Origin of the sequence: Streptomyces sp. NPDC053541 (genome assembly GCF_044544705.1) — a bacterium.
Classification (GTDB): Bacteria; Actinomycetota; Actinomycetes; order Streptomycetales; family Streptomycetaceae; genus Streptomyces.
In genome coordinates, this window is sequence record NZ_JBITXM010000003.1 from 258,700 (window position 1) to 285,461 (window position 26,762).

Genomic DNA, 26,762 nt, shown 5'->3' on the forward strand with positions numbered 1-26,762 from the left:
ACCGTGAAGAGAACCCTCCTGGGGGCCGCGCTCGCCGCGGCCCTCCTGGCTACCGGAGCACCGGCCGCCCCCGCCGCCGAGCCCGCTCCCGCGTCCGCCGCCGTGTCCGCCCCGGCGACCGCCACGGACGGCGTCAGCGCGGCCGGCCAGGCCCTCGCCGACAGCTGGCAGCCCCCGCTGAGCACCCGCGGCCGCTACGTCGTGGACGCCCGCGGCAACCGCTTCAAGCTCAGGTCCGGCAACTGGCACGGCGCCCAGGGCTCCTGGACCGGCTCCGGCGACAGCACCGACCCCGCGAACCACCACGACGCCGAGAAGTCCGACCAGCTTCCCCTCGGACTCGACCGCAAACCCCTCGCCGGAATTCTGGCCGACTTCCATGCCCTCGGCCTCAACAGCCTCCGTCTGCCCTTCTCCAACGAGATGCTCCACGACACCCGGCCGGTCCCGGACGCCGCCGTCGCCGCCAATCCCGCCCTGCGCGGCCGCACCCCGCTCCAGGTCTTCGACGCGGTGATCGCCGCCGCCACCGCCGAGGGCTTCGCCGTCATCCTCAACAACCACACCAACACCTCCCGCTGGTGCTGCGGCCTCGACGGCAACGAACGCTGGAACACCAGCCAGTCCACCGCCCAGTGGGAGGCCGACTGGCTCTTCCTCGCCCGGCGCTACCGGGACAACCAGCGGGTCGTCGGCGCCGACCTCTACAACGAGGTCCGCCGCACCGTCACCGACGACGCCAACTGGGGCCTGGGCGACGCCCACGACTGGTGGACCGCCACCCAGCGCCTCGGCGACCGGCTCCTGACCGAGGCCGACCCCGACCTGCTCGTCATCGTCGAGGGCATCAACTGGCAGGGCATCCCCGCCGACGGCTTCTTCCACTGGCGCCCCACCCTGGAACCCGCCCGCACCCTCTCGCACACCCTGGTCGCCTCCGACAAGCTGGTCTACTCGGCCCACTTCTACGGCTACACCGGGCCGAACCACACCGGCGCCACCGGCCTGGGCGAGACCCACGACCTGCGCTACCAGGAGCTCTCCCCCGAGGAGCTCGTCGCCACCCTGAACCGCCAGGCCTTCTTCGTCACCGCCGACACCGCGCGGCACTACACCGCACCCGTCTGGATCAGCGAGTTCGGCATCGGCGCCGACGAGACCGACCCCCAGGCCCGCGCCTGGTTCACCCGCTTCGTCGACCAGCTCGTCGCCACGGACGCCGACTTCGCCTACTGGCCGCTCGTCGGATTCACCGGCCACGGACACTGGAAGCTGCTCGACTACGACCCCGAGGGCCGGCGCACCGGCATCCTCGACGACGCCGACTGGCGCGCCCCCGACTGGCGGCGCCTGGTCACCGCCCCGGCCGCGAGCGGCCCCGTGCCCGTGACCGACACCTGGGACATGCTGAACCTGGACCACGCCGACGCCGTCCAGTCCCTGCGCACCCGGGCCGGCGGCGACTGGGACCCGGGCGCCCGCAAGGGCGTCTGCCCGGACGGACAGCGGCTCATCGGACTGGCCCACCGGGACGGGCGCGGTCTGTGCACCGACAGCGGTGCGCACGGGCTCACCGCCCCCGCCGGCCCGGTCACACAGGTCCGCGACGAACGGTACGTGACGGAGGGCGACTGGGCCGGCGGTTACACCAAACTCCAGTGCCCGCGAGGCCAGTTCGCGATCGGCTACAGCCTCCGCGGCCAGGCCGTCTCCGCCCTGCTGTGCACCGGGGCGAGCCGCGCCCTGCCGGTCGCCGGCCGTACCCTCTGGTTCGACCGCGGCGACAACCGGCCCCCGGGCGCCCCCGGCGGCGAGTACGCCGAGGGTGCCTACAAGGGCCAGTGCGGCACCGGCGAGTACGTCGCCGGCCTCGCCTTCACCGGCGCCTGGCTGAAGGGCAAGACCCCGGACGCGCTCCTCTGCCGCACCCTCTGAACAGCGCGGAAGGGGCCCGCCGGACGCTCTCCGGCGGGCCCCTTCCCGTGCGCGCGGTCAGCCGGTCAGGACCGGGTGACCTTCACCTCGTACAGTGAGTAGCCCCAGCCGGTGCCCCGCTTCTCGCCGTACACCCGCACGTAACGCGCCTGCTGCGAGGGGAACTCGGCGGTGTCGTAGCCGCCGTCCCCGGAGTCCGTGGACCACACGGAGCGCCAGGTGGTGCCGTCGTCGGACAGCTCGATCCGGTAGGCCCGCGCGTAGGCGGCCTCCCAGTCCAGGGTGACCCGGCCGACCCGGCGGGCCTCGCCGAGGTCCACCTGCCACCACTGGTCGTCCGACCACTCGCTGGCCCAGCGGGTGCCGGTGTCGCCGTCGGTGGCGAGACCGGGGGAGTAGTCGACGAACGGGTTCCACCACTGGGTGGTGGAGGCCCTGGTCGGGCCGCCGGCCGCCAGGTTGACGCCCATCTCGTGCCGCTCGGTCGCCTTCCAGGTCCGCAGGTACGACTCCGCTCCCTTCGCCAGCTCGTCCACGACGCCCGGGCCGCCCGGCGTGAGGCGGATCTGCTCGACCCAGTCGGGCACCAGGCCGTTGTGCGCGGCGCCGTCCTTGTTCAGGTCCCAGGTGCGCTCGCCCGTCACCTGCCGGTCGAGGGTGGTGCCGCCGTCGAAGCTCTTGAACGGGTACCGCACCGCGTTCGGCGCGCCCTCGCCGACCGGGCCGGGCCAGCCGCCGACGCCGTTCATGTCGGTGCCGTAGCCGAGGCCGACGCCGTACTTCCGCCGCAGGTCGGCCTTCTGCGCGGCCTCGCCGATGAAGCCCTCGGCGCCGTGCATGTACGCGGCGACGAAGCCGCCCAGGCGGTAGACCCGCTCCGTCCAGTCCAGGTCCATCCAGCTGTGGCTGGAGATGACGCCCGGGTACTCCTCGGCCTCCAGGATGTCGAGCGCCCGGCCCGCCGCCTTCACGCTCATGTGGTCGAGCTCCAGCATCATCCCGCGCTGCATCATGCCCTTCAGGGCGTACTCCCCGAGCCGGGTCAGGCCGCGGGTGTTGCACCGGGCGTCCGCGGCGTACGAGGGCACGGTCACCCCCGGCGGCAGCTTCTCGGCCATCGCGGCGGGCGCCGCCGCGAGCCCGATCGGGTTGTCGTGCTGCGGACCCGCGCACGGCTCGGTCGCCCAGAAGGTGCCGGTCGACAGGAACTGGCCGATGTTCACCGCGACGCCGGTCGTGCCGCTGTCGAAGCGCACGCCGCACAGCGCGTTGTCGAACTTGTGGCACAGGAACATGCTGCGCACCCCGAGCCCGTACAGCTCGTCCAGGCCCTTGTCGATGTCCGCCTGGCCGCACTGCGGCACGTCCAGGATCATCTTGCAGCCGAAGGGCTCGGAGGTCTCCACGCCCAGCACCACCGCGAGCTTGCCCTGCTGGATCACCGAGCGGGCCTGCGCCGCGTCCGTGACGATGCGGAACCAGCCCTTGCCGGGGCCGCCGTACATCCGGTCCACGTAGTCCTGCAGCTCGTAGGACTTGCGGGCCTCCAGCCGGATCGCGTCCATCTCGTCGCAGCCGCGGTCGCGCGGCAGCAGGGAGCAGATCAGACCGTTGGTCACCAGGTCGTTGACCAGCACCCGCTGACCGCCGCGCCAGGCGCGCTCGACCCAGGCGTAGTAGTTCTGCTGGTGGCTCAGCGAGTCGTGGGCGGGCCAGTCCTTGAAGGTGGGCCAGCCGACCGGGTCGTGGGTGCCGTCGTCACCGCCGGTGAGGTGCTCGAAGAGGGCGCCGGAGCCGTCGGGGTAGTGCTCGGGGCAGTCCTTGAGCGCGTCGGCGACACCGGCGGTGGAGAAGGTCTGGCCGCAGATCATGCGCCCGCCGAAGCCCTCGTTGGACATCAGGTGGTTGTGCGCGTCGACGAAGCCGCGCACGTTGCCGGCGGCGTCCGTTCCCGTGAACGGGGTGCCGGTGACGTTGAGCCGGGAGTCGGGGGCCGGCCGGGCGGTGGGCTCCCACCACGGTCCGCCGGCGTCGGCGGCGGGCACCGGACCGGCGCCGAAGAGGAGCGTGGCCAGCGCGATGAACAGGGCCACGAGGGCGAACCGGCCGCCCGCCCCGCGTGTGGATGGTCGAGTCATGGTCAGCGATGCCTTCGGTCATGGGGGATACCGGGCTGAGCCGTCCTGGGTGTATCTGGCGGTAACAGTGGGCTCGCGCCGAGGATCGCGGCGATGCGGCAGTGAGTCAATAGTCCGGGTCAAATGACCTGTTGACGTTTCCGTCCCGCCCCTCAGCCCTCGATCAGCGCCACCAGCTGATCCGCCGTCGCGTCGAGCAGCGCCTCGGCGGCCGGCTCGTCACCGAGCACCAGATACTGCAGCGTGAGCCCGTCGATCGTCGCCGCGAGCACCCGCGCCACCAGCTCCACCGGCACCTTCGGCGTCACCCCGCGCACCGCGCACACCTGCTCCACCAGCACCGTCGCCGAGGCCACGTACCGCTCGTACTGTGCCCGGGCCAGGTGCTCGAAGCCCTCCTCGCGCAGCGCGTACTGGGTCAGCTCGTAGGTCAGCATGTGCTCGGCCGGACGGGCCACCACGTGCTCCCAGTACGTGCCGAGCGCGCCCCGCACCGTCTCGCGCAGCGTCGCCCGCGGCTCGACCGCCGACATCACCCGGGCCACGTAGCTCCCGGTGATCGCGCCGATGGCCGCCTCCAGGAGCTCCTGCTTGGAGTCGAAGCAGTAGTGGAAGACGCTCAGTGACACCTCCGCCTCGGCGCAGATCGCCCGCGTCGTCGCCCGCCCCACGCCGTCCCTGGCCATGACCCGGACCGCCGCCTCCACCAACTGCCGGCGCCGCTCCGCCGACGGCATCCGTGCCATGCTGCCTCCTCGCGTAGAGGCGCCAGGGTATCCGCCCGGCGCGCGCGACAACGGCCACGGCCCCGGGTGCGCCGCCCGCCCGTCCGGCACGGCCGATCAGCGGCGGATCAACTCCGCCACCAGGGCTCGCGGATGACCGGGTCCTCGTCGGCCGCGCAGTGCACACCGTTGACCACGCCTCCCTCCGCGACCGCCCAGCCGACCACGCCGTCGCCCTGCCGCTCCAGCTCGACGAGCCGGGTCCGCGCCGGGCCCGAGCCCGTGTCGACGTCGCAGTCGACCACGCTGGTCCAGGACCGCCCGTCCAGCGCCGCGGCCACCGCGAGCACGGGAAGCACGAGGAGCGCGAGCGCCAGACTCACCGCCCACACCACGTCCGCCCCGCGCTGCAGGGCGCTCTCGGCGCGCTTGCGGCCGGGGTGGCCCGAGGCTCGCGGGACGTAGCGTCCGGTGCGGTGGTCGACGAGGACGCCGAGCCGCATCAGGTACGCGAGGAGACCGGCCCCGAGGCCCCATGCCCAGCCGCTGAAGGCGCCGATGACCAGGGCGAGCGCGCCCGGCACGATGGCGGCGGCGGCCGCGAGCTGCGCGGCGCTGCGGTCCCGGTGGGCGGCCGCGCCTCCGCGGGCGGCGACGAGCGCGTAGGCGGCGCGGACGAGGACCACGCCGAGCACGGTGGACAGCAGCGGCTCGAAGAGGAACATCCCGATCACCACGTCGAGCCAGTTCCTCGGTCCCATGGTGTCCAGCGCGTCCCGCGCCTGGCCGCCTCCGCCGAGCGTCCAGGACAGCTTCAGCATCGGGACCGCGAACAGCACCGCCGTCACCATCACGTGCGCCGCACTGGAACGCCAGTCGGTCTCTTCGCGCTCGCTCACGCGGCGAGCGTAGGCGGCCCCCGGTTCACCCGGCGGTTGCCCCGCCGTGAACTGACGGGTGCACAACCCTTGTCAGTGCAATTTCACATTACTATTTTACTGCTCACGCGGTGAACCCGACATCCGTCAACTCCCCTTTGACCCAGGGGAGTTCACCGTGCGTCAGCCCCCACACTCCAGGAGCCCAGGTGTCCCAGCGCAGACTTGTGCGTACCTCCCTCCTCGCCACCGCCGTCGCGGTGACCCTCCTCGCCACCGCCGGACAGGCCGCCACCCAGGCCGCCGCACCCCCGGCAGCCCCGGCGCCGGCCACCGCCCCGCTCCCCGCCGCCTTCGGCGCGCCCGGGCAGAACCCCTTCGACGAGGTCGAGCACCTCGCCCGCCCCCGGACCGCCAAGCCCGCCCCGGCCCCCGCCCCCGGCGGCACCGGAGCCGCGGCCCGCGTCCCCGGACCCGCGCCCAAGGCCAAGGGCGCCCAGGCCCGTACCGCCTTCGCCGCCGGCGTCCCCTGCACCCTCGACGGCATCACCGGCCTCGCGCCCGAGCGGTTCGCCGACTTCCTCTCCGACCCCGCCGTCACCGCCGACGGCTGTCTGCGCGACCTGATCTGGACCTGGGACGCCCGCCTCGCACCCGTCATGTCCGACGCCCACGTGCAGGCCGTCGCCCGCCGCGTCTCCTCCCTCGCCGCGACCCACGACGGGCGCAACTCCACCCACCTGGAGGAGATGTTCACCTACCTCCACGCGGTCGCCTACCACGACTTCTCGCGCCCCGAGATCGACATCACCGACGCGCCCACCGTCGACGCCGTGCGCCGCGCCATCGCCGACTACGGCAACGCCGCCCGCACCTTCGACGTCACCGCCGCCAACGCCCGCACCCTGCGCGAGGCCCTCTACATCGGCAGCGCCCCCGGGCTGCGCCAGCACCAGCTCGGCCTGATCGTCAAGGTGCTCGCCACCATGGACGCCGCGCACCCCGCGACCAACCAGGACCCCACCTGGGCGGGTGCCGCCCTCGCCGCGCTCTCGGTCAACTACCTCGGCGTCTACCCGGGCAACCAGGACACCGCCTTCCACGCCGCCGTCACGGCCGACCCCGCCTACCGCGCCGCGTTCAAGGCCTTCGCCGGCCACACCCACCTCAAGGGCACCGCCAACGCCTGGGTGGCCCGCGACGCCCTCTCCGAATACGGCCGCTTCGGCCAGATAACCGGCCTCCGGACCGCCGTCGTCGCCGACCTCGGCGCCCTCCTCGGCACGGTCGAGTCCGGCTTCGGTTACGGCAGCCCGCAGTGGGCCAAGATCGTCACCTGGCTGAACTTCTACGAGGCCTGCGCGCCCTACGGCGTCTGCAAGGCCGACATCGAGAAGCGCCTCTTCCCGTACACGTACGGCTACGACAACGGCGGCATCAAGGTCCGCACCGCCCTCGACCGGGCCACCGTCGACCAGCTGTACTACGCGAGCAAGCAGGTCAAGGCGCAGTACCACCGCGTGCTCGGCACCGACACGCCGCTGGCCGGGGACCCCAACAGCACCCTGAACATCGTGCTCTACGCCTCCCGCGCCGACTACGAGAACTACCACCCGCTCCTCACCGGGTACGACACCAACAACGGCGGCATCTACATCGAGAACGGCGCGACCTTCTACACCTACCAGCGCCGCGTCCCGCAGGACTCCACCCTCACCCTCGAAGAGCTCTTCCGGCACGAGTACACCCACTACCTCAACGGGCGCTTCGCCGTCCCCGGCTTCTTCGGCGAGGGCCCCTGGTACCAGGGGGACCGCACCACCGCCATGGACGAGGGCACCGCCGAGTTCTTCGACGGCGCCACCCGCGACGACGGCATCGCCGTCCGCAAGTCCCTGGTCCGCGGCATCATCAACGACACCGCCGGCGGCCGCCCCCGCATGAGCGTCCGGCAGCTCCTGCACGCCACCTACGACGGCGACGGCTTCCGCTTCTACAACTACGCGGGCACCTTCTTCGAGTTCCTGTGGACCGAACGCCCGAGCCTGCTGCGCGAGATGTACGGCCGGCTGCGCGCGAACGACGTCGCCGGCTTCGACGCCTGGCGGGAGCGCCTCAGCGCCGACCCCGGCCTCCAGAGCGCCTACGACCGCTTCCTCGACACCCAGATCGCCCAGGTCGACCGGCTGTTCGTGCCCGACACCGCGTTCACGCCCGACGAGCAGCTCACCTACTCGACCGTCGTCGGCGTGAAGACCGCCTTCGCCAACGCCACCTACAACACCCCCGACTGCGTCGAGAACGGCGACCCCGGCAAGCGGCGCTTCGTCTGCACCGGCCGGATCACCGCGAACCTGTCCAACGCCAACAGCGAGGACCAGGTCTTCAAGGACATGTCCGAGACGGTCGACTACTTCCTCCTCGACCGCGCCGCCGAGTCCCGCCTCAACAACCTGGCCGACATGAACTGCAGCTTCGGGCCGGTCGAGATCTGGTCCACCCGGGTCGCCGGCACGTCGAGCTACCGCTGCGAAGGCCCGCTCCGCAGCTGATCCGCCGCCCGTCCGTGCCCGGGGGCCGAGAACCCCTGGGCACGGCCTGAAGAATGTGACATATTACTGCCGTGCCCAAGAGACACTCCCTGGACGTCGTGATCATCGGCGCCGGCGTGATCGGAGCAGCCTGCGCCCACGCCGCGGCCCGCTCCGGACTCTCCGTCGCCGTCGTCGACCGCGGTCCCGTCGCGGGCGGCACCACCGGTGCCGGGGAAGGGAACCTGCTCGTCTCCGACAAGGGGGCGGGCCCCGAGCTCGACCTCGCGCTGCTGTCCACGAGACTCTGGCGCGAACTGTCCGACGCACTCCCGCCGGACATCGAGTACGAGCCGAAGGGCGGGCTCGTCGTGGCGCGCGACGAGCCCACCCTGAAGGCGCTCCGCGCGTTCGCCGAGTCCCAGCGCGCCTGCGGCGTCACCGCCGAGGAGATCCCGGCCGAGGAACTGCGCGCGCTCGAACCCCATCTGACACCCGACCAGGCCGGTGGATTCCGCTACCCGCAGGACGCCCAGGTCCAGCCCGCCAAGGCGGCCGCACGGCTCCTGGCGGCCGCCCGGGTCCCCGCCTACCTCGGCGAGGAGGTCACCGCGATCCTCCGCGCCCCCGACGGCCGCGTCACCGGCGTCCGCACCCCCCGCCGCGAACTCCTCGCGCCCGCCGTGGTCAACGCGGCCGGCACCTGGGGCGGCGAGGTCGCCGCGCTGGCCGGCGCGCACCTTCCCGTGCTGCCCCGCCGCGGGTTCGTGCTCGTCACCGAACCCCTGCCGCCCCTGGTCCGGCACAAGGTGTACGCCGCCGACTACGTGGCCGACGTGGCCAGCGACTCCGCGGCCCTCCAGTCCTCGGCCGTCGTCGAGGGCACCCCGGCGGGCCCGGTCCTCATCGGCGCCACCCGCGAACGCGTCGGCTTCGACCGCACGCTCTCCACCGAGGCCCTGCGCCGCCTCGCCGCCCAGGCCGCCGCGCTCTTCCCGGTCCTGGCCGACGTGGACGTCCTCCGCGCCTACCACGGCTTCCGCCCCTACCTCCCGGACCACCTGCCGGCCATCGGCCCCGACGCGCGGGTGCCCGGACTCCTCCACGCCTGCGGCCACGAGGGCGCGGGCATCGGACTGGCCCCGGCGACGGCCGCGCTGATCGCGGCCGCGCTCACCGGAGCCGAACCCCCGCTGGACCCGGCCCCTTTCGCCCCGTCCCGGGACTTCGGGGCGCACGACGGGGGAGCGGAATGAGAAACGGGAGCGGGGGCCACCAAAGCGGCCACCACGCACCCACCCCATCGCCCGTCCCCTGTCCCCCCCCCCGGAGCTTCCCCGTGTCCTACACGCTGACCTTTGACGGCCGTGAACTCCCGGCCCGGGAGGGCCAGTCCGTCGCCGCCGTCCTCTGGTCGGCCGGCATCGTCTCCTGGCGCACCACCCGGCACGGAAACGCCCCGCGCGGGGTCTTCTGCGGCATCGGGCAGTGCTACGACTGCCTCGTCACCGTCAACGGCCGCCCGAACCAGCGCGCCTGCCTGCTGCCCGCCCGCCCCGGCGACACCGTCACCACCCAGGAGGGAACGGGCCGTGCCGCACGCGACCACTGACCCCACGGCCCGCCCCGACGCCGCCGCGCCCGCGGACCTCGCCGTCGTCGGCGCCGGCCCGGCCGGCCTCGCCGCCGCCGTCACCGCCGCCGACCTCGGCCTGACCGTGACCCTGCTCGACGCCGGCGCCCGCCCCGGCGGCCAGTACTACCGGCACCCCGCGCCCGCCCTCGACGCCGCCCGCGCGCGGGCCCTGCACCACGACTGGCCCACGTTCGCCGCTCTGCTGCGCCGCCTGCGCGCCCACCAGGCCGCGGGCCGCGTCCACTACGCGCCCCACCGGCACGTCTGGGCGGTCCACCGCGCGGACCGGGCCTGGACCCTGCACGCCCGCACCGTCGAATCCGCCCCGGCCGCGCAGCCGCCCGCCGGCCCCGTCACGGCCCGCGCCCTGCTGCTCGCCACCGGCTCGTACGAGCGCCACCTGCCCTTCCCCGGCTGGACCCTGCCCGGCGTGCTCGGCGCCGGCGGCGCCCAGGCCATGCTGAAGGGCGGCCTGGTGCTCCCCGGCCGGCGGATCGTCGTGGCGGGCAGCGGCCCGCTGCTCCTCGCCGTCGCCGGCTCGCTGGCCGGCGCCGGGGCCCGGGTCCCCGCCGTCGTGGAGGCCGCCTCCTACACCGGATACGCCGGCAGCGCGGCCACCCTGCTCCGCAACCCGGCGAAGCTGGCCGAGGGCGCCCGGCACGGCGCGGCACTCCTGCGCGCGCACACCCGCCTGCTCACCCGGCACGCGGTCGTCGAGGCGCACGGCACCGACCGGGTGACGGCGGTGACGGTCGCCCGCCTGGACCGCGACTGGCGCCCGGTCCCGGGCACCGCCCGGCGCATCCCGTGCGACGCGCTGGCCGTCGGCCACGGCCTGGTGCCCGAACTCTCCCTGGCCACCGCCCTGGGCTGCGCCACCCGCACGGCCCCGGACGGCACGGCCGCCCTCATGCTCGACCAGGAGCTGCGCACCTCGGTGCCGGGCGTCTGGTCGGCGGGGGAGACCGGCGGCATCGGCGGCGCACCATTGGCCCTCGCGGAGGGCGCCCTGGCGGCCCACTCCGTCGCGGCCGTCCCGGCGCCGGCCGCCCTCCGGCGGTCCCGCGCCCGCCTGCGCGCCTTCGCCGACACGATGGGCGCCGCCCACCGCCCCGGTACCGGCTGGCCGGAGTGGCTCCCGGACGCGACCGACGTCTGCCGCTGCGAGGAGGTCCCGGCGGGCCGGGTCCGGGAGGCCCTGGCGGAGCTGGGCGCGCGCGACGCACGGACCGTCAAACTGCTGACCCGCGCGGGCATGGGCTGGTGCCAGGGCCGGATGTGCGGCCCGGCCGTGGCGGCCCTCTGCGCGGGCTCCGCCGGATCCCTCGGCGAGGCCGTGCCCGACCGCCGTCCCCTCGCCTGCCCGGTCCCGCTCCGCGAGTTCGCCGAACTCCCCGAGCACGCCGAGGACTAGCGTCGGACCAGGAGGGCGGACGCCCGTCGTCCGCCCCCTTGTGGCCGCCCCGCGCCCACCAATAAAATGTCACACACTACTAAGGAGAGCTGCTGATGAGCGTCACCACCTCGCACTGGAGCCCCACCCGCCCCTGGCGCGGCATCATGGTCGCCACCACCCTTCCCCTCCGCCCGGACCTCTCCGTCGACTACGACGCCTACGCCGAGCACGTCCGCCGCCTGATCGACAACGGCTGCGACGGCGTCGTCCCCAACGGCTCGCTGGGGGAGTACCAGACCCTCACCCCCGAGGAGCGCGCCCGGGTGGTCCGCACCGCCGTCGAGGCCGCCGGCGACGGGGCCCGGGTCATGCCCGGCGTCGCCGCCTACGGAAGCGCCGAGTCCCGCCGCTGGGCCGAGCAGGCCGCCGAGGCCGGCGCCGGATCCGTCCTCCTCCTGCCGCCGAACGCCTACCGCGCCGACGAGCCGGCCGTGCTCGCGCACTACGCGGAGGTCGCCGGCGTGGGCCTGCCCGTGGTCGCGTACAACAACCCCATCGACACCAAGGTCGACCTGACCCCGCCCCTCCTCGCCGCGCTGCACGCCGCCGGACACATCGTGGCCGTCAAGGAGTTCAGCGGTGACGTCCGCCGGGCCTACGAGATCTCCGAACTCGCCCCGGAACTCGACCTGTTGATCGGCGCCGACGACGTACTGCTCGAACTGGCCCTGGCCGGGGCCGTCGGCTGGGTCGCCGGCTACCCCAACGCCCTGCCCGCCTCCTGCGCCACCCTCTACCGCGCCGCCGTCGCGGGCGACCTCGACACCGCCCTGCCGCTCTACCGGGCGCTCCACCCGCTGCTGCGCTGGGACTCCAAGACCGAGTTCGTCCAGGCCATCAAGGCCTCGATGGACCTCGCCGGACTCCCCGGCGGACCGACCCGGCCGCCGCGGCTCCCGCTCACCGGCGCCACCGCGGCCGCCGTGCGCGCCGCGACCGAGAAGGCCCTGGCCGACGGCCACCACTGAACCGGGGGAAACCGATGCGCACCCGTCACGTCTTCCACGCGGTGGACTCGCACACCGAGGGCATGCCCACCCGCGTCATCACCGGCGGCGTCGGGGTGATCCCCGGCGCCACCATGTCCGAGAAGCGGCAGCACTTCGTCGAGCACCTCGACCACCTCCGCACGCTCCTCGTGTACGAGCCGCGCGGGCACGCCGCCATGAGCGGAGCGATCCTCCAGCCGCCCACCCGCCCCGACGCCGACTACGGAGTCCTCTTCATCGAGGTGTCCGGCCTGCTCCCGATGTGCGGCCACGGCACCATCGGCGTCGCCACCGTGCTCGTCGAGACCGGCATGGTGCCGGTCACCGAACCCGTCACCACCGTCCGCCTCGACACCCCGGCCGGCCTCGTCGCCGTCGACGTGCGCGTGGCGGACGGCGCCGCCACCGCCGTCACCCTCACCAACGTGCCCGCCTTCTGCGTCGGCCTGGACCTCAAGGCCGAGGTCCCCGGCCTCGGCACCGTCACCTACGACCTCGCCTACGGCGGCAACTTCTACGCCTTCGTCGAACTCGACGCCCTCGGCCTGCCCTTCGACCGGGCCCGCAAGCAGGAGCTGCTCGCCGCCGGACTCGCCCTGATGGACGCGGTGAACGCGGGCCCCGACCGCCCGGTGCACCCCGAGGACCCGGCCGTGGCCGGCCTCAAGCACGTCTACCTCGCCGCCCCCGGCTCCGACGCCCGCCGCTCCCGGCACGCGATGGCCATCCACCCCGGCTGGTTCGACCGCTCCCCGTGCGGCACCGGCACCAGCGCCCGGATGGCACAGCTGCACGCGCGCGGACTCCTGCCGCTCGACACGGACTTCGTCAACGAGTCCTTCATCGGCACCGAGTTCACCGGCCGGCTGGTCCGCGAGACCACGGTCGGCGGACGGCCCGCCGTCGTCCCCACCGTCACCGGGCGCGCCTGGCTCACCGGCACCGCCCAGTACTTCCTCGACCCCACCGACCCCTTCCCCGCGGGATTCCTGCTGTGAGCGCCGCCCCCGCCCGCCGCATCCGGGTGCGCACCACCGACTACCACACCGCCGGGGAGCCCTTCCGGATCGTCGACCTCGGCGCCTCCGGCCTGCCGCCGGTGCCCGGCGACACGGTCGCCGAGCGGCGCGCCACCCTCCTCGCCCCGCCCCGGCCGGGCGACGGCGAGGCCGGCGGCGGGGGCACGAACCCCCGCCCCGGCCCGCACGACGAGCTGCGCCGGCTGCTCGTCAACGAACCGCGCGGACACGCGGGGATGTACGGCGGGCTCGTCGTCCCGCCCGACGACGACGGCGCCCACCTGGGCGTCCTCTTCTGGCACAAGGACGGCTGGTCCACCGCCTGCGGGCACGGCACCATCGCGCTCGGCGCCTGGGCCGTCGACTCCGGCCGGGTCCCCGCGCCGGACGACGGCACCGCCCAGGTCCGCATCGACGTGCCGTCCGGCCGGGTCACCGCGCTCGTGCACCGCACGGCGGGCCGCACCACCGGGATCACCTTCCGGAACGTGCCCGCCCGCGTCGCCGCCCGCCGGGTGCGCGTCACCACGAGCCTCGGCACGGTGGAGGTGGACCTCGCGCACGCCGGCGCCTGCTACGCCTCCCTGCCCGCCGCCGCGCTCGGCCTCGCCGTCGCCCCGGACCGGCTCGACGCCCTGATCCGGGTCGGCCGGGAGATCCGCACGGCCCTCGCCGGCCACCCGGCGACCCGCGACCCCGCGGACCCGCGCCTGTCCGGGGTGTACGGCGTGATCCTCCACGAGGACCTGCCCGACACCCCGCGCGGACCGCACCAGCGCAGCGTGACGGTCTTCGCCGACGGCCAGGTCGACCGCTCCCCGTGCGGCTCCGGCACCTCCGCCAGGCTCGTCCTGCTCGCCGACGAGGGCCGCCTGACGGAGGACCGGGAACTGACCCACGCCTCGATCGTGGACACGGTCTTCACCGCCCGCGTCCTCCCGCCCCGCCCGGGCGACACGGCCCGCCCCACCGAGGTCACCGGCACCGCCCATCGCACCGGCGAACACCTCTTCGTCCACGACCCGGACGACACCCTCGGCACGGGGTTCACCCTGTGAGCGGCGAAGTCCCCGTGACGGCAGGGAACTTGGGGTCGGCTCCAGGGGTGGCGCCCGGCCCGGGGCCCGCCCCGGCTCCCGACGCGCCGGCCCGTCCGGCGCCCGGCGGGGCGCCGGGCCCGGCGCTTGGTCCCGCCTTCGGTGCGGCGCCCGGCCCGCCGCCCCACCCCCTCTTCCTGGACGCCGCCGCCGTGTCCCGGCTGCTGTCCCCGGCCGCCGCGGCCGACGCGCTCGCCGCGGTCCTGCGCGAGGGCCTGGACCCGGAGGCCGCCCCGCCGCGCACCGCCGTGCCGGTGCCGGCCGGCGAGCTGCTGCTGATGCCGGCCGCGTCCGCGGCCTGGGCGGGGGTGAAGGTCGCCGGGGTGGCGCCCGGCAATCCGGCCCGGGGCCTGGCCCGGATCACCGGGAGCTATCTGCTCCTGGACGGCCCGAGCCTGTGCCCGGTCGCCGTGCTCGACGGCGCCGCGCTCACCGCGCTGCGCACCCCGGCGGTCTCCGCGCTGGCGATCCGGCTGCTCGTCGGGCCGGGCCGTCCGGTGCGGCGGCTGCTGCTGTTCGGCGCGGGACCGCAGGCGTACGGCCACCTGGCGGCGGTGTGCGCCGAACGGGAGGTCGCCGAGGTCGTGGTGGTGGCCCGCGACCCCGGCCGCGCGGCCGGGCCGGCCGCGTACGCCCGGGACCTGGGCGTGCCGAAGGCCCGTACCGGAACGGTGGCGGACGTGCCGGACGCGGACCTCGTGGTGTGCTGCACCACCGCCCGCACCCCGCTGTTCGACGGGCGGCTGGTCGCGCCCGGCGCCACGGTGGTCGCCGTCGGCTCGCACGAGCCGGACGCCCGTGAGACCGACACGGAGCTGGTGCGCCGGTCCGCCGTCTACGTCGAGTCGCGGGCCGCGGCCGCCCGCGAGGCGGGGGACCTGCTGATCCCCGAGGCGGAGGGCGCGATCGGGCCCGGACACGCGGCCGGCACCCTGGCCGACCTGGTCACCGGCCGGGTGGCGCCCCCCGACACAGCCGTCCCGCGCCTGTTCAAGAGCGTCGGCATGGCCTGGGAGGACCTGGCCGTGGCCGTCGCCGTCCACGAGGCCGCCCGCGCCGCGGGCCTCGGCGGCACCGACGCCGCCCGCACCCTCGGCCTCACTGGCCTCACTGGCGAAACGTGACATTGTACGCTGTCCTCCGGCGATTTCTCGGAGGATCAGCGTGGGTGACCTGAAGCAGCACAGTCTCATCAAGGCCCAGGAGCGGCTTCGCGACCAGGTCGGCCACGCCCTGCGCGCCGCCCTGATAGCGGGCGAGCTGCGCCCGGGCAGCATCTACTCGGCACCGGGCCTCGCCGCCGAACTCGGCGTGTCGGCCACGCCGGTGCGCGAGGCGATGCTCGACCTGGCCCGCGAGGGCCTGGTCGAGCCCGTCCGCAACAAGGGCTTCCGCATCACCGAGGTCAGCGAGCGCGAACTCGACCAGTGCACCGAACTGCGCACCCTGATCGAGGTCCCCACGGTCGGCCGGGTCACCGAGACCGCCGCCCGCGAGGAGCTGGAGGCGCTGCGCCCGCTCGCCGAGGAGATCGTCACCAACGCGCGCGAGCACAACCTCATCGGCTATCTGGAGGCCGACCGCCGCTTCCACCTCACCCTGCTCGGCCTGGCCGGGAACGACCGCCTCGTCGAGACCGTCGGCGACCTGCGCAAGCGCTCCCGGCTCTACGGCCTCACCGGGCTCGACGAGGCCGGCAAGCTGGTCTCCTCGGCCGAGGAGCACGTGGAACTGCTCGACCTGATGATCGCCGGCGACCGCGAGGGCGCCGAGGCGTGCATGCTGCGCCACCTCGGGCACGTGCGCTCGCTGTGGGCCGAGGCCCGCGACGAGCCGGTCGAGCGCCCCGCCGGCCGCCTCGGCCCGGTCCGCAAGAACTGACCGGGCCGGGTCCGGCCGGACCGCCGCGCCCGGGACTCAGCGCAGCGACTGTCCGTACACGTGGTCCACGGACATCCGCATCAGCACCCGGCGGTCGGCGACCATCGCCGCCCGGTACTCCTCCCAGTCCGGGTGCTCCCCGGCGGCCAGCCGGTAGTAGTCGACGAGCGCCTCGACCTCCGGGCCGTACGGATCGGTGCCCGGACCGGTCAGGGTGACCGTGCCCTCCGCGGTCGCCCACGCGCGCCCGTCCGCGCTGGTCACCTCCAGGGCGGCGCGCGGGTCGCGGCGCAGATTGGCCGTCTTCGCGCGGCCCTCGGTCATCGACACGTACAGCGTCTCGGTCTTGGGGTCGTAGAACGGCATCACGGGGGAGAGCTGCGGGCGCCCGTCGGCCTTCAGGGTCGCGAGGACGCCGAGCCGGCTCTCGGCCAGCAGGGTGCGGGTGTCGAACGAAGAGGTCGTCATGTCCTTCTTCAAGTGCGGTCGGGAGCCCGGTTGTTCCCGCGTCGGTTCCCGGGTCCGTCCCGGGTGTGCTCCCCGGTCCGGTCCGGTACGGGGCAGGGCCCGGTCGTTCCGGTCGGCGCCGGTCACCGGGCCGGCGGCAGCAGGGACTCGGTCAGGGCCAGCGAGGTCACCGCGGCGGCCAGACCGAGCACCGAGCCCGCGACCACGTCCCCCGGATAGTGGACGCCCGTGTGGACCCGCGAGTAGCCCACGGCACCCGCGAGCAGTCCCAGCGGCACCGCCGTCGGCGGCAGCACCACGCCCACCGCGGTGGCGAAGGCGACCGCCGAGGCCGTGTGCCCCGACGGGAACGAGGCCGAGGTGGGCATCGGCACGTGCCGCGCCATGACCACCCGGGCCGCCTCCCGGTCCGGCCGCCGGCGCCGTACCAGCCGCTTGCCCAGCAGGTTCGCCGCGACCGAGGCGATCGCGACCGCGCCCGTCCCGGCGATCGCCGCCCGCCGCGCCCGGCCGCCCGCGAGGGCGAGGCCCGTCGCCACCGCGAACGAGACCTTGGAGTGGTCGGCGGCCGAGGACAGCAGCCGCAGCGCCCGGTCCAGGGTCGGCGTGGGGGTCGCCGCGACCGCCGCGTACAGCGCGCCGTCCACCGCGCGCAGATCGGCGAGCACCGCGCGGACGGTCTCGGGGGGAGCGAGGTCAGGCATGGGAGTTCCTTCCTGGGCGCCGGCCGAGGGCGAGCGCGACGACCCGGCGCCAGCTGAGCGGCGGCGCGGCCGGCAGGGTGCCCGGCCGGTCGCGCGGCACCAGCACCCGCAGCGCCCTCGGCCGCAGGGTGCACACGACCGGCGTCGGCAGCGTCAGGGCCTCGCCGTCGACGGCGACCGGGAGTTCGGAGGCGGTGGACGTGACCTCGACCCGGCGGGCCGTCAGCACGTTCAGACCGGCCGACATCGCCCCGCGCACGGCCAGGTCGGCCGCCTGCGCCGGGCCGTCCACCCGGACCGCGACCACGCCGAGCCTGCCGCCGTCGAGCCGGGGCCGCCGGCCACCGCCCAGGGGATCGGGGGAGTTGTAGGGATTGTTGCTGACGAGGAGCGCCTGCTGGTCGGACAGCTCGGTGGTGTCGGCCCGGGCGTCGAGGCGCCGTCCCGCCTCGCCGGTGAGCAGGTCCGGCAGCATGCTCAGCGCCGTCTCCGCCTTGGCGTCGCGGTATTCGGGGTGCTGCACCACGTCCGCGTAGACCCCGAAGGAGACCGTGTTGACGAACGGGCGGCCGGCCACGTCGCCGAGGTCCACCCGCAGTTCCTCGCCGTCCGTCAGCGCGTTCAGACAGCGCGAGGGGTCGGCGCGGTCCAGACCGAGGTCCATCGCGAAGTGGTTCCGGGTGCCCGCGCTGATCACCAGGAACGGCAGGCCGTGCTCGGCGGCCACGGCCGCCACCAGAGCCTGGGTGCCGTCGCCGCCGGCCACCCCCAGCAGGTCCGCGCCCCCGGCGACGGCCTCGCGGGCCAGCGCGGCCGGGTCCGGGAACTCCCCGCCCGGCTCGGCCGGGGCCAGTAGCAGCACCCGCGCGCCCAGCCGCTCCGCCTTCTCGACCAGACCGAACTTCACGACCTTGCCGTCACCGGACTTCGGGTTCATCAGCAGCACCGGCCGCACGGGCCGCCTCGCGGGCCGCGCCCGGTGACCGAGGCCCCGCCGGTGCAGGGCCCGGCGGGCGCAGAACAGCGCCACGGCCCACAGCACGAGCGCGGTCAGCGCCGAGGACCACAGCCCGCTCGCCACGTACAGCAGCAGCACCCCCACCGGCGTGCCGGCCGCGAGCAGCGCGCCCAGCAGCCGCACCGGCCCCCGGTGCGCCAGGAACCACCAGACGCCCGCCGCGGCCAGCGCGAGCCCGGCGAGCCCGCTGAGGACGATCAGCACGCCGCCGTCGCCGAACGGCAGGAACAGCGAGAGCACCGCGGCGACGGCCGCGAGGAGCGCGCAGCGCGCGAGCAGCCGGGACCGGGCGGCGGTCCTGGCCCGCCGCCCGGAAACGTCCGTACTCACCGGCAGCCTCCCCGTGTCGACGGTCCCAGCCTGCGGCGGCCCGGCGGCGCGCACCGCCCCGGTAACCCGTTCGAGTGATGCCTTGGCACGATGCCTCCGCGTGTCCGACCGGATACCGATTGTGGCACGGACGGATAGGCGACAGGATCGCTCGGGTGCGTGATGAAGCCAAGCTCTCGGACGGGGTCGTCACCCTGTCCCCCGCCGGCCCCGACCAGCCGGCCCTGCCCCCCGCCCCCCACCCCTGGGAGCCGTGGCGCGCCCACGGTCCCGTACGGACCTTCGGCATCCGCGCCGGCCGGCTCGTCGGTACCGTCGAACTGCGCCCGTCGGCCGCCGGGTTCGCCCGCGGCGACGTCGACCTGTGCTTCTCCCTCCACCCGGAGGCCCGCGGCCGCGGCCTCGCCACCCGGGCCGTGCTGCTCGCCTGCGCCCACGCCCGCGCGTCCGGAGCCCGCCGCGCGGTGCTCCTCGCCCCCACCGCCACCCCGGCGGCCGGCGCGGTGGCCCGCCGGGCCGGCTTCGTCCGCCGCGGCCAGATCAGCCGCGCCGACGGCACCGTCCTCGACTGGCACGTGAAGCCCCTCGACGCGGACTAGACCGCTCCCGGACCCTGCGGGCCCCGGCCGCCCGGCACCGCTGCGTGGTCCCGGTCGGCGAGGGCTCCCGGGGCTTCGCCCCGGGGTGCCCCGGTGGAGCCTGGGCGAGTACCTCCAGCACCACTCCTTGCCGTGGTGTCGTCGGTCGCCGACGGCCCTTGGGCTTCGTCCGGGCGGGGGTGCCCCCGGGCGGAGCCCAGGGTGAGTGCCCCGCGCATCGCGTCCGCCCCCCCGCCTGGGGCCGGGGAGGCGCCTCTGCCCGGGCGGGTCCTTCCCCCTGGGCCCTGGCGGGCCGGGAGGCCCCGTGCACCGGAGGCCCGCCCACCGCGCACCCCTCCGGGCACGGGAGGTGTCCCTGTAAAACCCCAGCCCTGGCCCTGGCGGGCCCAGAGGCCCACCTCTCGGCCCTGACCGGGCGGTGGGCCACGTGCACCGGACGCCCGCCCACCCCGTAGCCCTCCGAGCACGGGAGGTGCCCCGGAGCCGGCCTGCGGCCCGCCCCGCGGCCCAGCCCCGGCCCCGCCCCGCCGCCTCAGGCCAGGATCCCGCTGCCGTGCGGGGCGTAGAGGTCGAGCAGGCGGACCCGGGTGACCTGGAGGCGGTGGGCGAGGATCTGGCCGACCCAGAACATCACCGAGGAGCCGAACTCCGGGTCCGTGCGGACCATCGACCGGACCGCGGCGCCGTCGAACTCGTGGGCCCGGACCGGGGTCATCGCCTCCGCTCCGGACTGGCAGAGGTACGGCGGGAACAGCCAGGACAGGCCCACCAGCTCGCCGTGGCGCAGCGTCTCGATGACCGGGGCGCCGCGCCCCGGCACCCTCGCGTCCAGGGTGACCGCGCCGGTCTTGACGATCCAGAAGCGGTCGGCCCGGTCCTGCTCCTCGAACAAGCGGTGGCCCGCCTCGAAGTACACGTCCTCGGCGAAGGCCATCAGGCGTTCCCGGTGCTCCGGCGGCAGCGTGCTGACCTTGGGTGCGGCGGTGCTCATGGCGGCCTCCTGTGCGCGGCGGCGTGCGTCCCGCCTCCAGTGTCCGCCGCCCGCGCCCGCCGCGCAGTCACCGGCCCCGCGCCCCGCCCGAAGCCCCCCGAACGGCCGGTGGCGGGCCGGTCACGGCGCGCATACGGTGCGGGCGTCCGCCACCCGGCCCGCCGGACCCGGCCCGGCTCACTCGGACTGCCGCACCAGCTCCCCGTACGCCTCCGCGAGGCGCAGCGTCGTCTTGCCCACCGCGAACGCGCGGGCGTCGACCGCGCGGACCGGCTGCACCTCGTACGCGGTGCCGGTGAGGAACACCTCGTCCGCCAGGGTGAGTTCGGCCGGGTCGATGTCCCGGGTCCGTACCGTCAGGCCCAACTCGGCGGCGAGGGCGATCACCGTCTGGCGGGTGATGCCGTCGAGGAAGGACTCCGGCACCGGGGTGTGCAGCTCGCCGTCGATCACCAGGAAGAGGTTGGCGCCGGTCGCCTCGGCGAGCCGGCCCCGGTGGTCCAGGAGCAGGGCGTCGTCGAAGCCGGCGGCCTCCGCCTCGTCGCGGGCCAGGGTGCCGATCGCGTACAGCGAGGCCGCCTTCGCCCGTACCGGCGCGGTGTCCGGCGAGGGGCGGCGCCAGCGGGAGGTCCGCAGCCGGATGCCGTGCCGCTGCGCGCCGTCCGCGAAGACGTGCGGCCACTCCCAGGCGGCGACGGCGACGTGCACGCTGTTGCCGGTGCCGGAGACGCTGATCTGCTCGGCGCCGCGCCAGGCCACCGGCCGCACATAGCCGTCGGAGATGCCCGCCCGGGCCACCACCTCGCGGGTGACGGCGTCGAGTTCGGCCACCGCGTACGGGATCGTGTAGTTCAGCTCGCGGGCCGAGGCCCGCAGCCGCTCCGCGTGCTCGCGGGACTTGAAGGGCCGTCCGCCGTACACTCGGACGCCCTCGAACACCGCCCCGCCGTAGTGCAGTCCGTGCGACAGGACGTGCAGCCGGGCCTCCCGCCACGGCACGAAGGCGCCGTCCAGCCAGACGGTGCCGTCCCGGTCATCGAAGGGTGCGGCGCTCACGCGGTCTCCTCCTCGGCGTAGTCGACGCGGACCGACCGGTCGAGCAGGGCGTGGAACTCCTCGGCCTCGGCCGTGCCGCCGTGCCGGGAGAGCACGAAGGCCGGATAGCCGGTGAAGTCGGGGTACGGGCGGACCTCGTCGCCCGGGAACAGCATCTGCACCACGTGGTCGACCCGCGGGTCCTCCCGCAGCGCGTCCAGGCCGTGCACGGCGCTGATCCGGCCGTGCCCGCCGCACGGCACGATGTAGTTGGCCGCGGCCCCCACCGGCTCCGCGAGGCCCTCCCCGTACCCGCCGGCCGGCGCGCCGCCCACCGCGATCCGCAGCGCCTCGGCGGCCAGGTCGACCCCGCTCACGTGCGAGGCCACGTAGTGCGAGACCCCCGAGCCGCCGATCCGCGCCCCCATCTCCAGGAGGTACGGGCGGGTGCCGCCGCGCAGCCGCAGCTCGGTGTGGGTGGGGCCGTCGGTGATGCCGAGGGCCGCGTGGGCGGCGGTCACCTCGCGCACCACCGCGTCCCGCACCGCCTCCGGAAGGGCGGCCGGCGCCCGGTAGACGCTCTCCTCGAAGTAGGGGCCCACCGGCTCGCCCTTGTAGCCGACCGACAGGACCCGCACCCTGCCGCCGGACGCCAGGGACTCCACGGCGAACTCGGGTCCGTCCAGATACTCCTCGACCACCAGCGCCGCGTCCGCCGCCCCCAGCTTGGCGGCGCACACCCGGCGCACCTCGGCGACCGTCCCGCGCAGCGCCTCCGGCGAGTCGGCGCGGGTCACGCCCAGGCTGGAGAAGCCGTGCGCGGGCTTCACCACCACCGGGAAGTCCAGCTCGGCGGCGGCCGCGAGGCCCGGCTCCGGGTCCGGGCCGTCGATCCGTACGAACCGCGGCACGTTGAGCCCGGCCGCCGTCAGGCGCTCCCGCATCACCCGCTTGTCCTGCGCGCCGAGTGCGGTGTCCCGGCCGATGCCGGGCAGCCCGAGCAGCTCGGCGGTCTCCGCCGCGAACGGCACCAGCGGGTCGTACAGGGTGGTCACGCCCTGGAACGGGCGGGCCTCGTGGCGCTTGCGCAGCGCTTCGAGCGCCCCGGCGGGGTCGCCCTCCACGTCGAGCGGCAGCAGCTCGACGACGGCCGGCGGCAGCCGGTCTGCGCGCACCTCCTCGTCGGGCCGGGGGACGAGCACCACGTCGATGCCGGCCCGGGCGGCGCCCTCGAAGATCCAGGGGAGCGAGGTCCGCTGGTAGAGCAGGACGACGGTGGGGCGGGGGAGTGCGGTCATGAACGGTTTCCTCGGCTCGGTGCGGGGGTGTCGGTGGCCGGGAGGGGTTTCCCGGCCGGTACGGGGCGGGGCGCGGCGGGCCCGCCGACGGTCAGCCAGACCCCGGCCGCGCAGACCGCGATGAGCGCCACGACCAGCGGCCCGGGCGGCCCGGCGGTGCCGAGCGCCCACTCGCCGAGCCGCACCAGGAACGGCACGGCCAGCGCCACCGCCGAGGTGAACAGCGGCCCCTTGCGCAGGATCAGCTCGTGCGAGATCACGAAGACCGGTGCGGTCAGCACCGCGCCGAGCACCCCGATCCCGGCCCAGTCGGCCGCGTCCACGGAGCCCAGCGGCACGAGCAGGAGGGTCGCGGCGCCCAGCATCACGGTGCCGGCTCCGGTGATCGCGGGCAGCGCGGCCAGCGGCGGCACGTCCGCCATCCGCTGCCGGTACACGTACCCGTACAGCGCGTACGTGAAGGTGCCGCCGAGGGCCATCAGCCCGCCGGTCAGCAGTGCGCCGGTGCCGACCGCCCCGCCGCCGGCCCGCCCGTCGGCAACCGCGTAGCCGCAGGCGGCGGCCACCGCGAGCAGTGTGCCGAGCAGCTTGCGGCGGGTCGACGGCTCGCGGAAGGCGGCGATCCCGATGAGGAAGGTCAGACAGGGCAGCAGGGACACGATCAGACCGACCCGGGACGCCCCGATCCGGCTGGTGCCGAGCAGCGTGCCCGAGTAGTACGCGAAGAAGCCCAGGAAGGCCAGCACGGCGACCGCGCCCGGGCGGGCCGTCGCGGTGCGCACCCCGGCCCAGGTGCGCGGCAGCAGCGCCGCGAGCGCCGTGATGACCACGAAGCTCGCCGCCGTCCGGCCGGCCGCCACCGCGAGGGCGGGCGCGCCGCTCACCAGGTGCCCGGACAGCAGCCAGCCGGTGGCGAGCAGCAGCACCATCAGGGTGGCGAGCACCGGGACGGCGAGTCGCCCGCCCGGCCCGGCCGGCCCGGCGTCCCCGGGCCCCGTCACCACTCCGCCCGCGCGAACTCGAGCGGCGGCAGCCGGTCGAGCCCGCCCTTGGCGCGCCGCAGCACCTCCTGGTCGGCGGTGAAGGCATAGCGCAGGCGGCGCCCGGACGCGTCCCGGTCCGTCTCCGGCGCCGGCAGGTGACGGCGCACCAGTTCCTTGGCCCGGGCCCGGTACTCGGCGTCCGTGGTGACCTCCGCCTCCAGCTTCTCCACGGTGGTGACATAGGCGCGCAGCGCCTCGACCGCCCGGTCCGGGTCGAGCCGCAGCAGTCCGCCGCCGGCCGGGTCGCCGGTGAGCGCGCCGTGCTCGCGGAACCACGCGTAGAGGAACACCCCGGTGCCGGAGTCGAAGTTGCCGGTGGCGTCGTCGGCCTGCGGATAGCGGAAGACCCGCTCCAGGAGGATCATCGCGATCTGCTCGGCGGCGTACGGCACGAGCCCGCTGTCCGCGCAGGCGAGCACGGTCTTCGCGTCGACCTTGATCTCCTCCAGGAGGCCGACGAACCAGTTCATCTTCAGCGCGATGTGCTCGTCGAAGGGCCACAGGCCCTGGTAGTGCATGGCGTCGTGGAGATAGCCCCAGATCGCCCGGGCCTCGAAGCACACGTCGGGGTCGAGCCCGCTCGACGCGCGCGGCAGCGAGTCCGGGGTGAGCACCGCGGCGGCGGCCGGCAGCGCGTACGTCTCGTGGATCTTCCGCATCTTGTTGAAGAAGAACATCGCGTACGGCTGCTCGGTGACCTTGTCGTGGGCGGCCACGTTCTCCGGGAAGAACACGATGCAGTTGCCGTGCGCGAAGCCGGCGCTGCCGGCCAGCAGGACCAGCGACTGGCAGTTGTTCTTGGGGTGCGGGAAGGACTCGGCGAGCACCGGCAGCGCGTCGGGCTCCTTGCGCAGCGCGAAGAAGCAGTCCAGCCGCTTGCCGACCGGCGGGGCGCTGTTCGTGGTCTGCACCGGGGCCAGGAAGAAGGTCGTCTCGCCGTCGGCGGGGGCCGCCAGCGCGTCCCGGGAGCGCCCGAAGTGCGGGCGGCTGTCGAGGCCCGCGGCCAGCCAGCCGGCCACGTCGGCCTCCAGGGCCTCGGCCTGCCCGTCCAGCGCGTGCCGCCGGTACCAGGCCGCGCCCTCGTCCCGTATCCGGGCCAGCAGCTCCCGGTCCTCCGGCCGCGGGTCGGGCACCGTGCCGTCGTCGGCCTGGCGCGTCCGGAAGCGGTTCACCAGCGGGATCAGCGAGTCCGTGAGCACCGTCGCCTCGGCGAGCAGGCACTCCGGTACGGGGGCGGTGGCGGGCCGTCCGGCCGGCGCCGTGCGGGGGCTCATCGGGCGGCCCCCGCGAGCGGGGCGGCGGCGCCGGCCGCCGGGTCCACGGCGCGCACCTGGTGCACGGTGAAGACCATCGGCACCGGGCCGAAGTCCCGCAGCACGCGCAGCCCGTGGCGCTCGGCGGCGACGATGGTGGTGATGCAGCCGTCCACCCGGCCCTCGGCGCAGTCGATGGCGGCCTGCGCGTTGCTCAGCACCTCGCGCACCTCGGCGCTGGCCGGGGCGAGCGCGCCGGGCACCAGACCGCGGGGCGCCGGGTGCGAGGCGACCACGGCCGGGGTGTCCGTACCCCGGCTGGCGAGCACCATGTTGTGGGTCGGCATCACGAAGCTGTCGATCATGTGCAGCCGGTGCAGGTTGGAGAAGACCAGCGTGTGCAGGGCCGGGTAGACGGCGCACGCGGTGAGCGCGTGCCGGCCGTCGTCGGGCACGGCCTCCAGGGCCTCCTCGATGGAGGCGTGCAGGGTCACCGAGCCGCCGGTGACCCCGCGGCGGCGCAGCCACTCGTGGGAGGCGGCCTCCAGGTTGGTCCCGTGCGGGCCGAGGGTGTGCAGGTGGCGTACTTCGTCGGGTCGCGCGTGCATCGGTGTGGGGGAGCCTTTCGGTGGGCTGCGTGTGGGCACCGGACGGATCGTGCGCTGTTCCTGTGAGCGGGCAAGATCCAAGCAACTGGCCACCGGCCGGGGCAAGGAGTTCCGGGCGAGTCCCTCAGGTCGAGATACGGACGTCGTGCCTCCGCAGCACCCCGTTCATCCTCGGCGGGGCGCACCGCGCGGGCCCCGCCCGCCACGCTCCGTGGCCGCCGGGGGCGCGGCCCGGCGTGCGTCTTCCGGGCGGAAGGCGGAGCATGAACGTGGGGAGGAAGCGGCGATACGGGGGCGGTGACCCAGGAGGGTGTCATGGCCGTCCCGGACGGAGACGACGCACTCGTCGTCCTGAAAGACGTCGACAAGCACTTCGGGCCGCTGCACGTGCTCCAGTCGGTCGACCTGACCGTCCACCGCGGCGAGGTGGTGGTCGTCATCGGGCCCTCCGGCTCCGGCAAGTCCACGCTCTGCCGGGCGATCAACCGCCTGGAGACCATCGACTCCGGCGAGATCCTCATCGACGGGCGCCCGCTGCCCGCCGAGGGCAAGGCGCTGGCCGCGCTGCGCGCCGACGTCGGCATGGTCTTCCAGTCGTTCAACCTCTTCGCCCACAAGACGGTGCTCGCCAACGTCACGCTGGGCCAGATCAAGGTCCGCAAGAAGGACCGCAGGAAGGCCGAGGAACGCGCCCGCACGCTCCTGGAGCGGGTCGGCGTCGCCAACCAGGCCGACAAGTACCCGGCGCAGCTCTCCGGCGGGCAGCAGCAGCGCGTGGCCATCGCCCGCGCGCTGGCGATGGACCCGAAGGTGATGCTGTTCGACGAGCCGACCTCGGCGCTCGACCCGGAGATGATCAACGAGGTCCTGGAGGTGATGCGGCAGCTCGCGCGGGACGGCATGACGATGGTGGTGGTCACCCACGAGATGGGCTTCGCCCGCTCCGCGGCCAACCGCGTCGTGTTCATGGCCGACGGCCGGATCGTCGAATCGGCCACCCCCGACACCTTCTTCGCCCACCCGAGCAGCGAGCGCGCCCGGGACTTCCTGTCGAAGATCCTCAAGCACTGACCCACCGACGACCACCCACCCGGTGACGGCCCCGACGGCCCACCGGCCCTTCCGCCCTC

24 protein-coding genes are annotated in these 26,762 nt (G+C 75.0%); 12 read left to right on the forward strand and 12 right to left on the reverse strand.

The window, feature by feature from the left end; translation table 11 throughout:
* The first annotated feature begins 3 nt into the window (after positions 1 to 3).
* Complete coding sequence (locus tag ACIGW2_RS08370) at positions 4 to 1,935, forward strand: glycoside hydrolase family 5 protein (protein WP_399842073.1); 1,932 nt, start codon at positions 4 to 6, stop codon at positions 1,933 to 1,935.
* Between the two features lie 65 nt (positions 1,936 to 2,000).
* Here ACIGW2_RS08370 and ACIGW2_RS08375 read toward each other — a convergent pair whose 3' ends face one another.
* The 3 genes from ACIGW2_RS08375 to ACIGW2_RS08385 all read right to left on the reverse strand — a co-directional run bounded on the left by ACIGW2_RS08375 (position 2,001) and on the right by ACIGW2_RS08385 (position 5,697).
* Positions 2,001 to 4,073 carry a discoidin domain-containing protein gene (locus ACIGW2_RS08375; protein ID WP_399842076.1) on the reverse strand — a complete coding sequence of 691 codons (2,073 nt, stop codon included), beginning with the start codon at positions 4,071 to 4,073 and terminating at the stop codon, positions 2,001 to 2,003.
* Between the two features lie 152 nt (positions 4,074 to 4,225).
* On the reverse strand, positions 4,226 to 4,819 hold the full coding sequence (locus ACIGW2_RS08380; RefSeq protein WP_361576328.1) for a TetR family transcriptional regulator C-terminal domain-containing protein: 594 nt from the start codon (positions 4,817 to 4,819) through the stop codon (positions 4,226 to 4,228).
* Between the two features lie 107 nt (positions 4,820 to 4,926).
* Positions 4,927 to 5,697: a hypothetical protein gene (locus ACIGW2_RS08385; protein ID WP_391652120.1), complete on the reverse strand. Its 771-nt coding sequence runs from the start codon at positions 5,695 to 5,697 to the stop codon at positions 4,927 to 4,929.
* Positions 5,698 to 5,885: 188 nt separating this feature from the next.
* On the opposite strand from ACIGW2_RS08385, the gene ACIGW2_RS08390 reads away from it, so the two are divergent.
* From ACIGW2_RS08390 to ACIGW2_RS08430, 9 genes are all read left to right on the forward strand, one after another.
* On the forward strand, positions 5,886 to 8,228 hold the full coding sequence (locus tag ACIGW2_RS08390; RefSeq protein ID WP_399842079.1) for a collagenase: 2,343 nt from the start codon (positions 5,886 to 5,888) through the stop codon (positions 8,226 to 8,228).
* A 71-nt stretch (positions 8,229 to 8,299) separates the two neighbouring features.
* Positions 8,300 to 9,463 (forward strand): NAD(P)/FAD-dependent oxidoreductase, encoded by a 1,164-nt coding sequence (locus tag ACIGW2_RS08395; RefSeq protein ID WP_391652118.1) that lies wholly within the window; start codon positions 8,300 to 8,302, stop codon positions 9,461 to 9,463.
* A gap of 83 nt (positions 9,464 to 9,546) precedes the next feature.
* Complete coding sequence (locus tag ACIGW2_RS08400) at positions 9,547 to 9,819, forward strand: (2Fe-2S)-binding protein (protein WP_391652117.1); 273 nt, start codon at positions 9,547 to 9,549, stop codon at positions 9,817 to 9,819.
* Positions 9,800 to 11,257 carry an NAD(P)/FAD-dependent oxidoreductase gene (locus tag ACIGW2_RS08405; RefSeq protein ID WP_399842082.1) on the forward strand — a complete coding sequence of 486 codons (1,458 nt, stop codon included), beginning with the start codon at positions 9,800 to 9,802 and terminating at the stop codon, positions 11,255 to 11,257. Before ACIGW2_RS08400 ends, ACIGW2_RS08405 begins: the two co-directional genes overlap by 20 nt.
* A 95-nt stretch (positions 11,258 to 11,352) precedes the next feature.
* The gene (locus ACIGW2_RS08410) at positions 11,353 to 12,267 is read left to right on the forward strand and encodes a dihydrodipicolinate synthase family protein (protein ID WP_391652115.1); all 915 of its coding nucleotides are present in this window, start codon (positions 11,353 to 11,355) and stop codon (positions 12,265 to 12,267) included.
* Between the two features lie 14 nt (positions 12,268 to 12,281).
* A complete protein-coding gene (locus ACIGW2_RS08415; protein ID WP_399842083.1) occupies positions 12,282 to 13,286 on the forward strand; it encodes a proline racemase family protein in 1,005 nt (334 codons plus the stop codon).
* Positions 13,274 to 14,365, forward strand: coding sequence for a proline racemase family protein (locus ACIGW2_RS08420; protein WP_399842725.1), 1,092 nt, complete (start codon positions 13,274 to 13,276; stop codon positions 14,363 to 14,365). Before ACIGW2_RS08415 ends, ACIGW2_RS08420 begins: the two co-directional genes overlap by 13 nt.
* A 191-nt stretch (positions 14,366 to 14,556) precedes the next feature.
* Positions 14,557 to 15,528: an ornithine cyclodeaminase family protein gene (locus ACIGW2_RS08425; protein WP_399842085.1), complete on the forward strand. Its 972-nt coding sequence runs from the start codon at positions 14,557 to 14,559 to the stop codon at positions 15,526 to 15,528.
* 40 nt (positions 15,529 to 15,568) lie between these two features.
* Positions 15,569 to 16,285, forward strand: coding sequence for a GntR family transcriptional regulator (locus tag ACIGW2_RS08430; RefSeq protein ID WP_361576355.1), 717 nt, complete (start codon positions 15,569 to 15,571; stop codon positions 16,283 to 16,285).
* Between the two features lie 36 nt (positions 16,286 to 16,321).
* On the opposite strand, the gene ACIGW2_RS08435 is transcribed toward ACIGW2_RS08430, so the two are convergent.
* The 3 genes from ACIGW2_RS08435 to ACIGW2_RS08445 form a co-directional block, all read right to left on the reverse strand.
* Positions 16,322 to 16,753: a PPOX class F420-dependent oxidoreductase gene (locus ACIGW2_RS08435; protein ID WP_361576358.1), complete on the reverse strand. Its 432-nt coding sequence runs from the start codon at positions 16,751 to 16,753 to the stop codon at positions 16,322 to 16,324.
* 122 nt (positions 16,754 to 16,875) lie between these two features.
* On the reverse strand, positions 16,876 to 17,457 hold the full coding sequence (locus ACIGW2_RS08440; protein ID WP_399842088.1) for a phosphatase PAP2 family protein: 582 nt from the start codon (positions 17,455 to 17,457) through the stop codon (positions 16,876 to 16,878).
* Positions 17,450 to 18,805 (reverse strand): diacylglycerol/lipid kinase family protein, encoded by a 1,356-nt coding sequence (locus ACIGW2_RS08445; protein ID WP_391652111.1) that lies wholly within the window; start codon positions 18,803 to 18,805, stop codon positions 17,450 to 17,452. Before ACIGW2_RS08445 ends, ACIGW2_RS08440 begins: the two co-directional genes overlap by 8 nt.
* Positions 18,806 to 18,960: 155 nt before the next feature.
* Here ACIGW2_RS08445 and ACIGW2_RS08450 point away from each other — a divergent pair, with 155 nt between their 5' ends.
* The gene (locus ACIGW2_RS08450; RefSeq protein ID WP_391652110.1) at positions 18,961 to 19,404 is read left to right on the forward strand and encodes a GNAT family N-acetyltransferase; all 444 of its coding nucleotides are present in this window, start codon (positions 18,961 to 18,963) and stop codon (positions 19,402 to 19,404) included.
* Positions 19,405 to 19,936: 532 nt separating this feature from the next.
* Here the strand turns inward: ACIGW2_RS08450 and ACIGW2_RS08455 are convergent.
* The 6 genes from ACIGW2_RS08455 to ACIGW2_RS08480 form a co-directional block, all read right to left on the reverse strand.
* Positions 19,937 to 20,395, reverse strand: coding sequence for a cyclic nucleotide-binding domain-containing protein (locus ACIGW2_RS08455; protein ID WP_361576370.1), 459 nt, complete (start codon positions 20,393 to 20,395; stop codon positions 19,937 to 19,939).
* 177 nt (positions 20,396 to 20,572) lie between these two features.
* A complete protein-coding gene (locus ACIGW2_RS08460; RefSeq protein ID WP_399842093.1) occupies positions 20,573 to 21,451 on the reverse strand; it encodes a branched-chain amino acid aminotransferase in 879 nt (292 codons plus the stop codon).
* The gene (locus ACIGW2_RS08465; RefSeq protein WP_391652108.1) at positions 21,448 to 22,728 is read right to left on the reverse strand and encodes an ATP-grasp domain-containing protein; all 1,281 of its coding nucleotides are present in this window, start codon (positions 22,726 to 22,728) and stop codon (positions 21,448 to 21,450) included. Before ACIGW2_RS08465 ends, ACIGW2_RS08460 begins: the two co-directional genes overlap by 4 nt.
* Positions 22,725 to 23,729 carry a DMT family transporter gene (locus tag ACIGW2_RS08470; protein ID WP_399842096.1) on the reverse strand — a complete coding sequence of 335 codons (1,005 nt, stop codon included), beginning with the start codon at positions 23,727 to 23,729 and terminating at the stop codon, positions 22,725 to 22,727. Before ACIGW2_RS08470 ends, ACIGW2_RS08465 begins: the two co-directional genes overlap by 4 nt.
* Positions 23,726 to 25,045, reverse strand: a complete 1,320-nt coding sequence (locus ACIGW2_RS08475; protein WP_399842099.1) for a DUF6421 family protein — start codon at positions 25,043 to 25,045, stop codon at positions 23,726 to 23,728. Before ACIGW2_RS08475 ends, ACIGW2_RS08470 begins: the two co-directional genes overlap by 4 nt.
* Positions 25,042 to 25,632: a prephenate dehydratase domain-containing protein gene (locus ACIGW2_RS08480; protein ID WP_356068805.1), complete on the reverse strand. Its 591-nt coding sequence runs from the start codon at positions 25,630 to 25,632 to the stop codon at positions 25,042 to 25,044. Before ACIGW2_RS08480 ends, ACIGW2_RS08475 begins: the two co-directional genes overlap by 4 nt.
* A gap of 315 nt (positions 25,633 to 25,947) precedes the next feature.
* Here ACIGW2_RS08480 and ACIGW2_RS08485 point away from each other — a divergent pair, with 315 nt between their 5' ends.
* Positions 25,948 to 26,703: an amino acid ABC transporter ATP-binding protein gene (locus ACIGW2_RS08485; protein WP_399842103.1), complete on the forward strand. Its 756-nt coding sequence runs from the start codon at positions 25,948 to 25,950 to the stop codon at positions 26,701 to 26,703.
* The last annotated feature ends 59 nt before the right edge of the window (positions 26,704 to 26,762 follow it).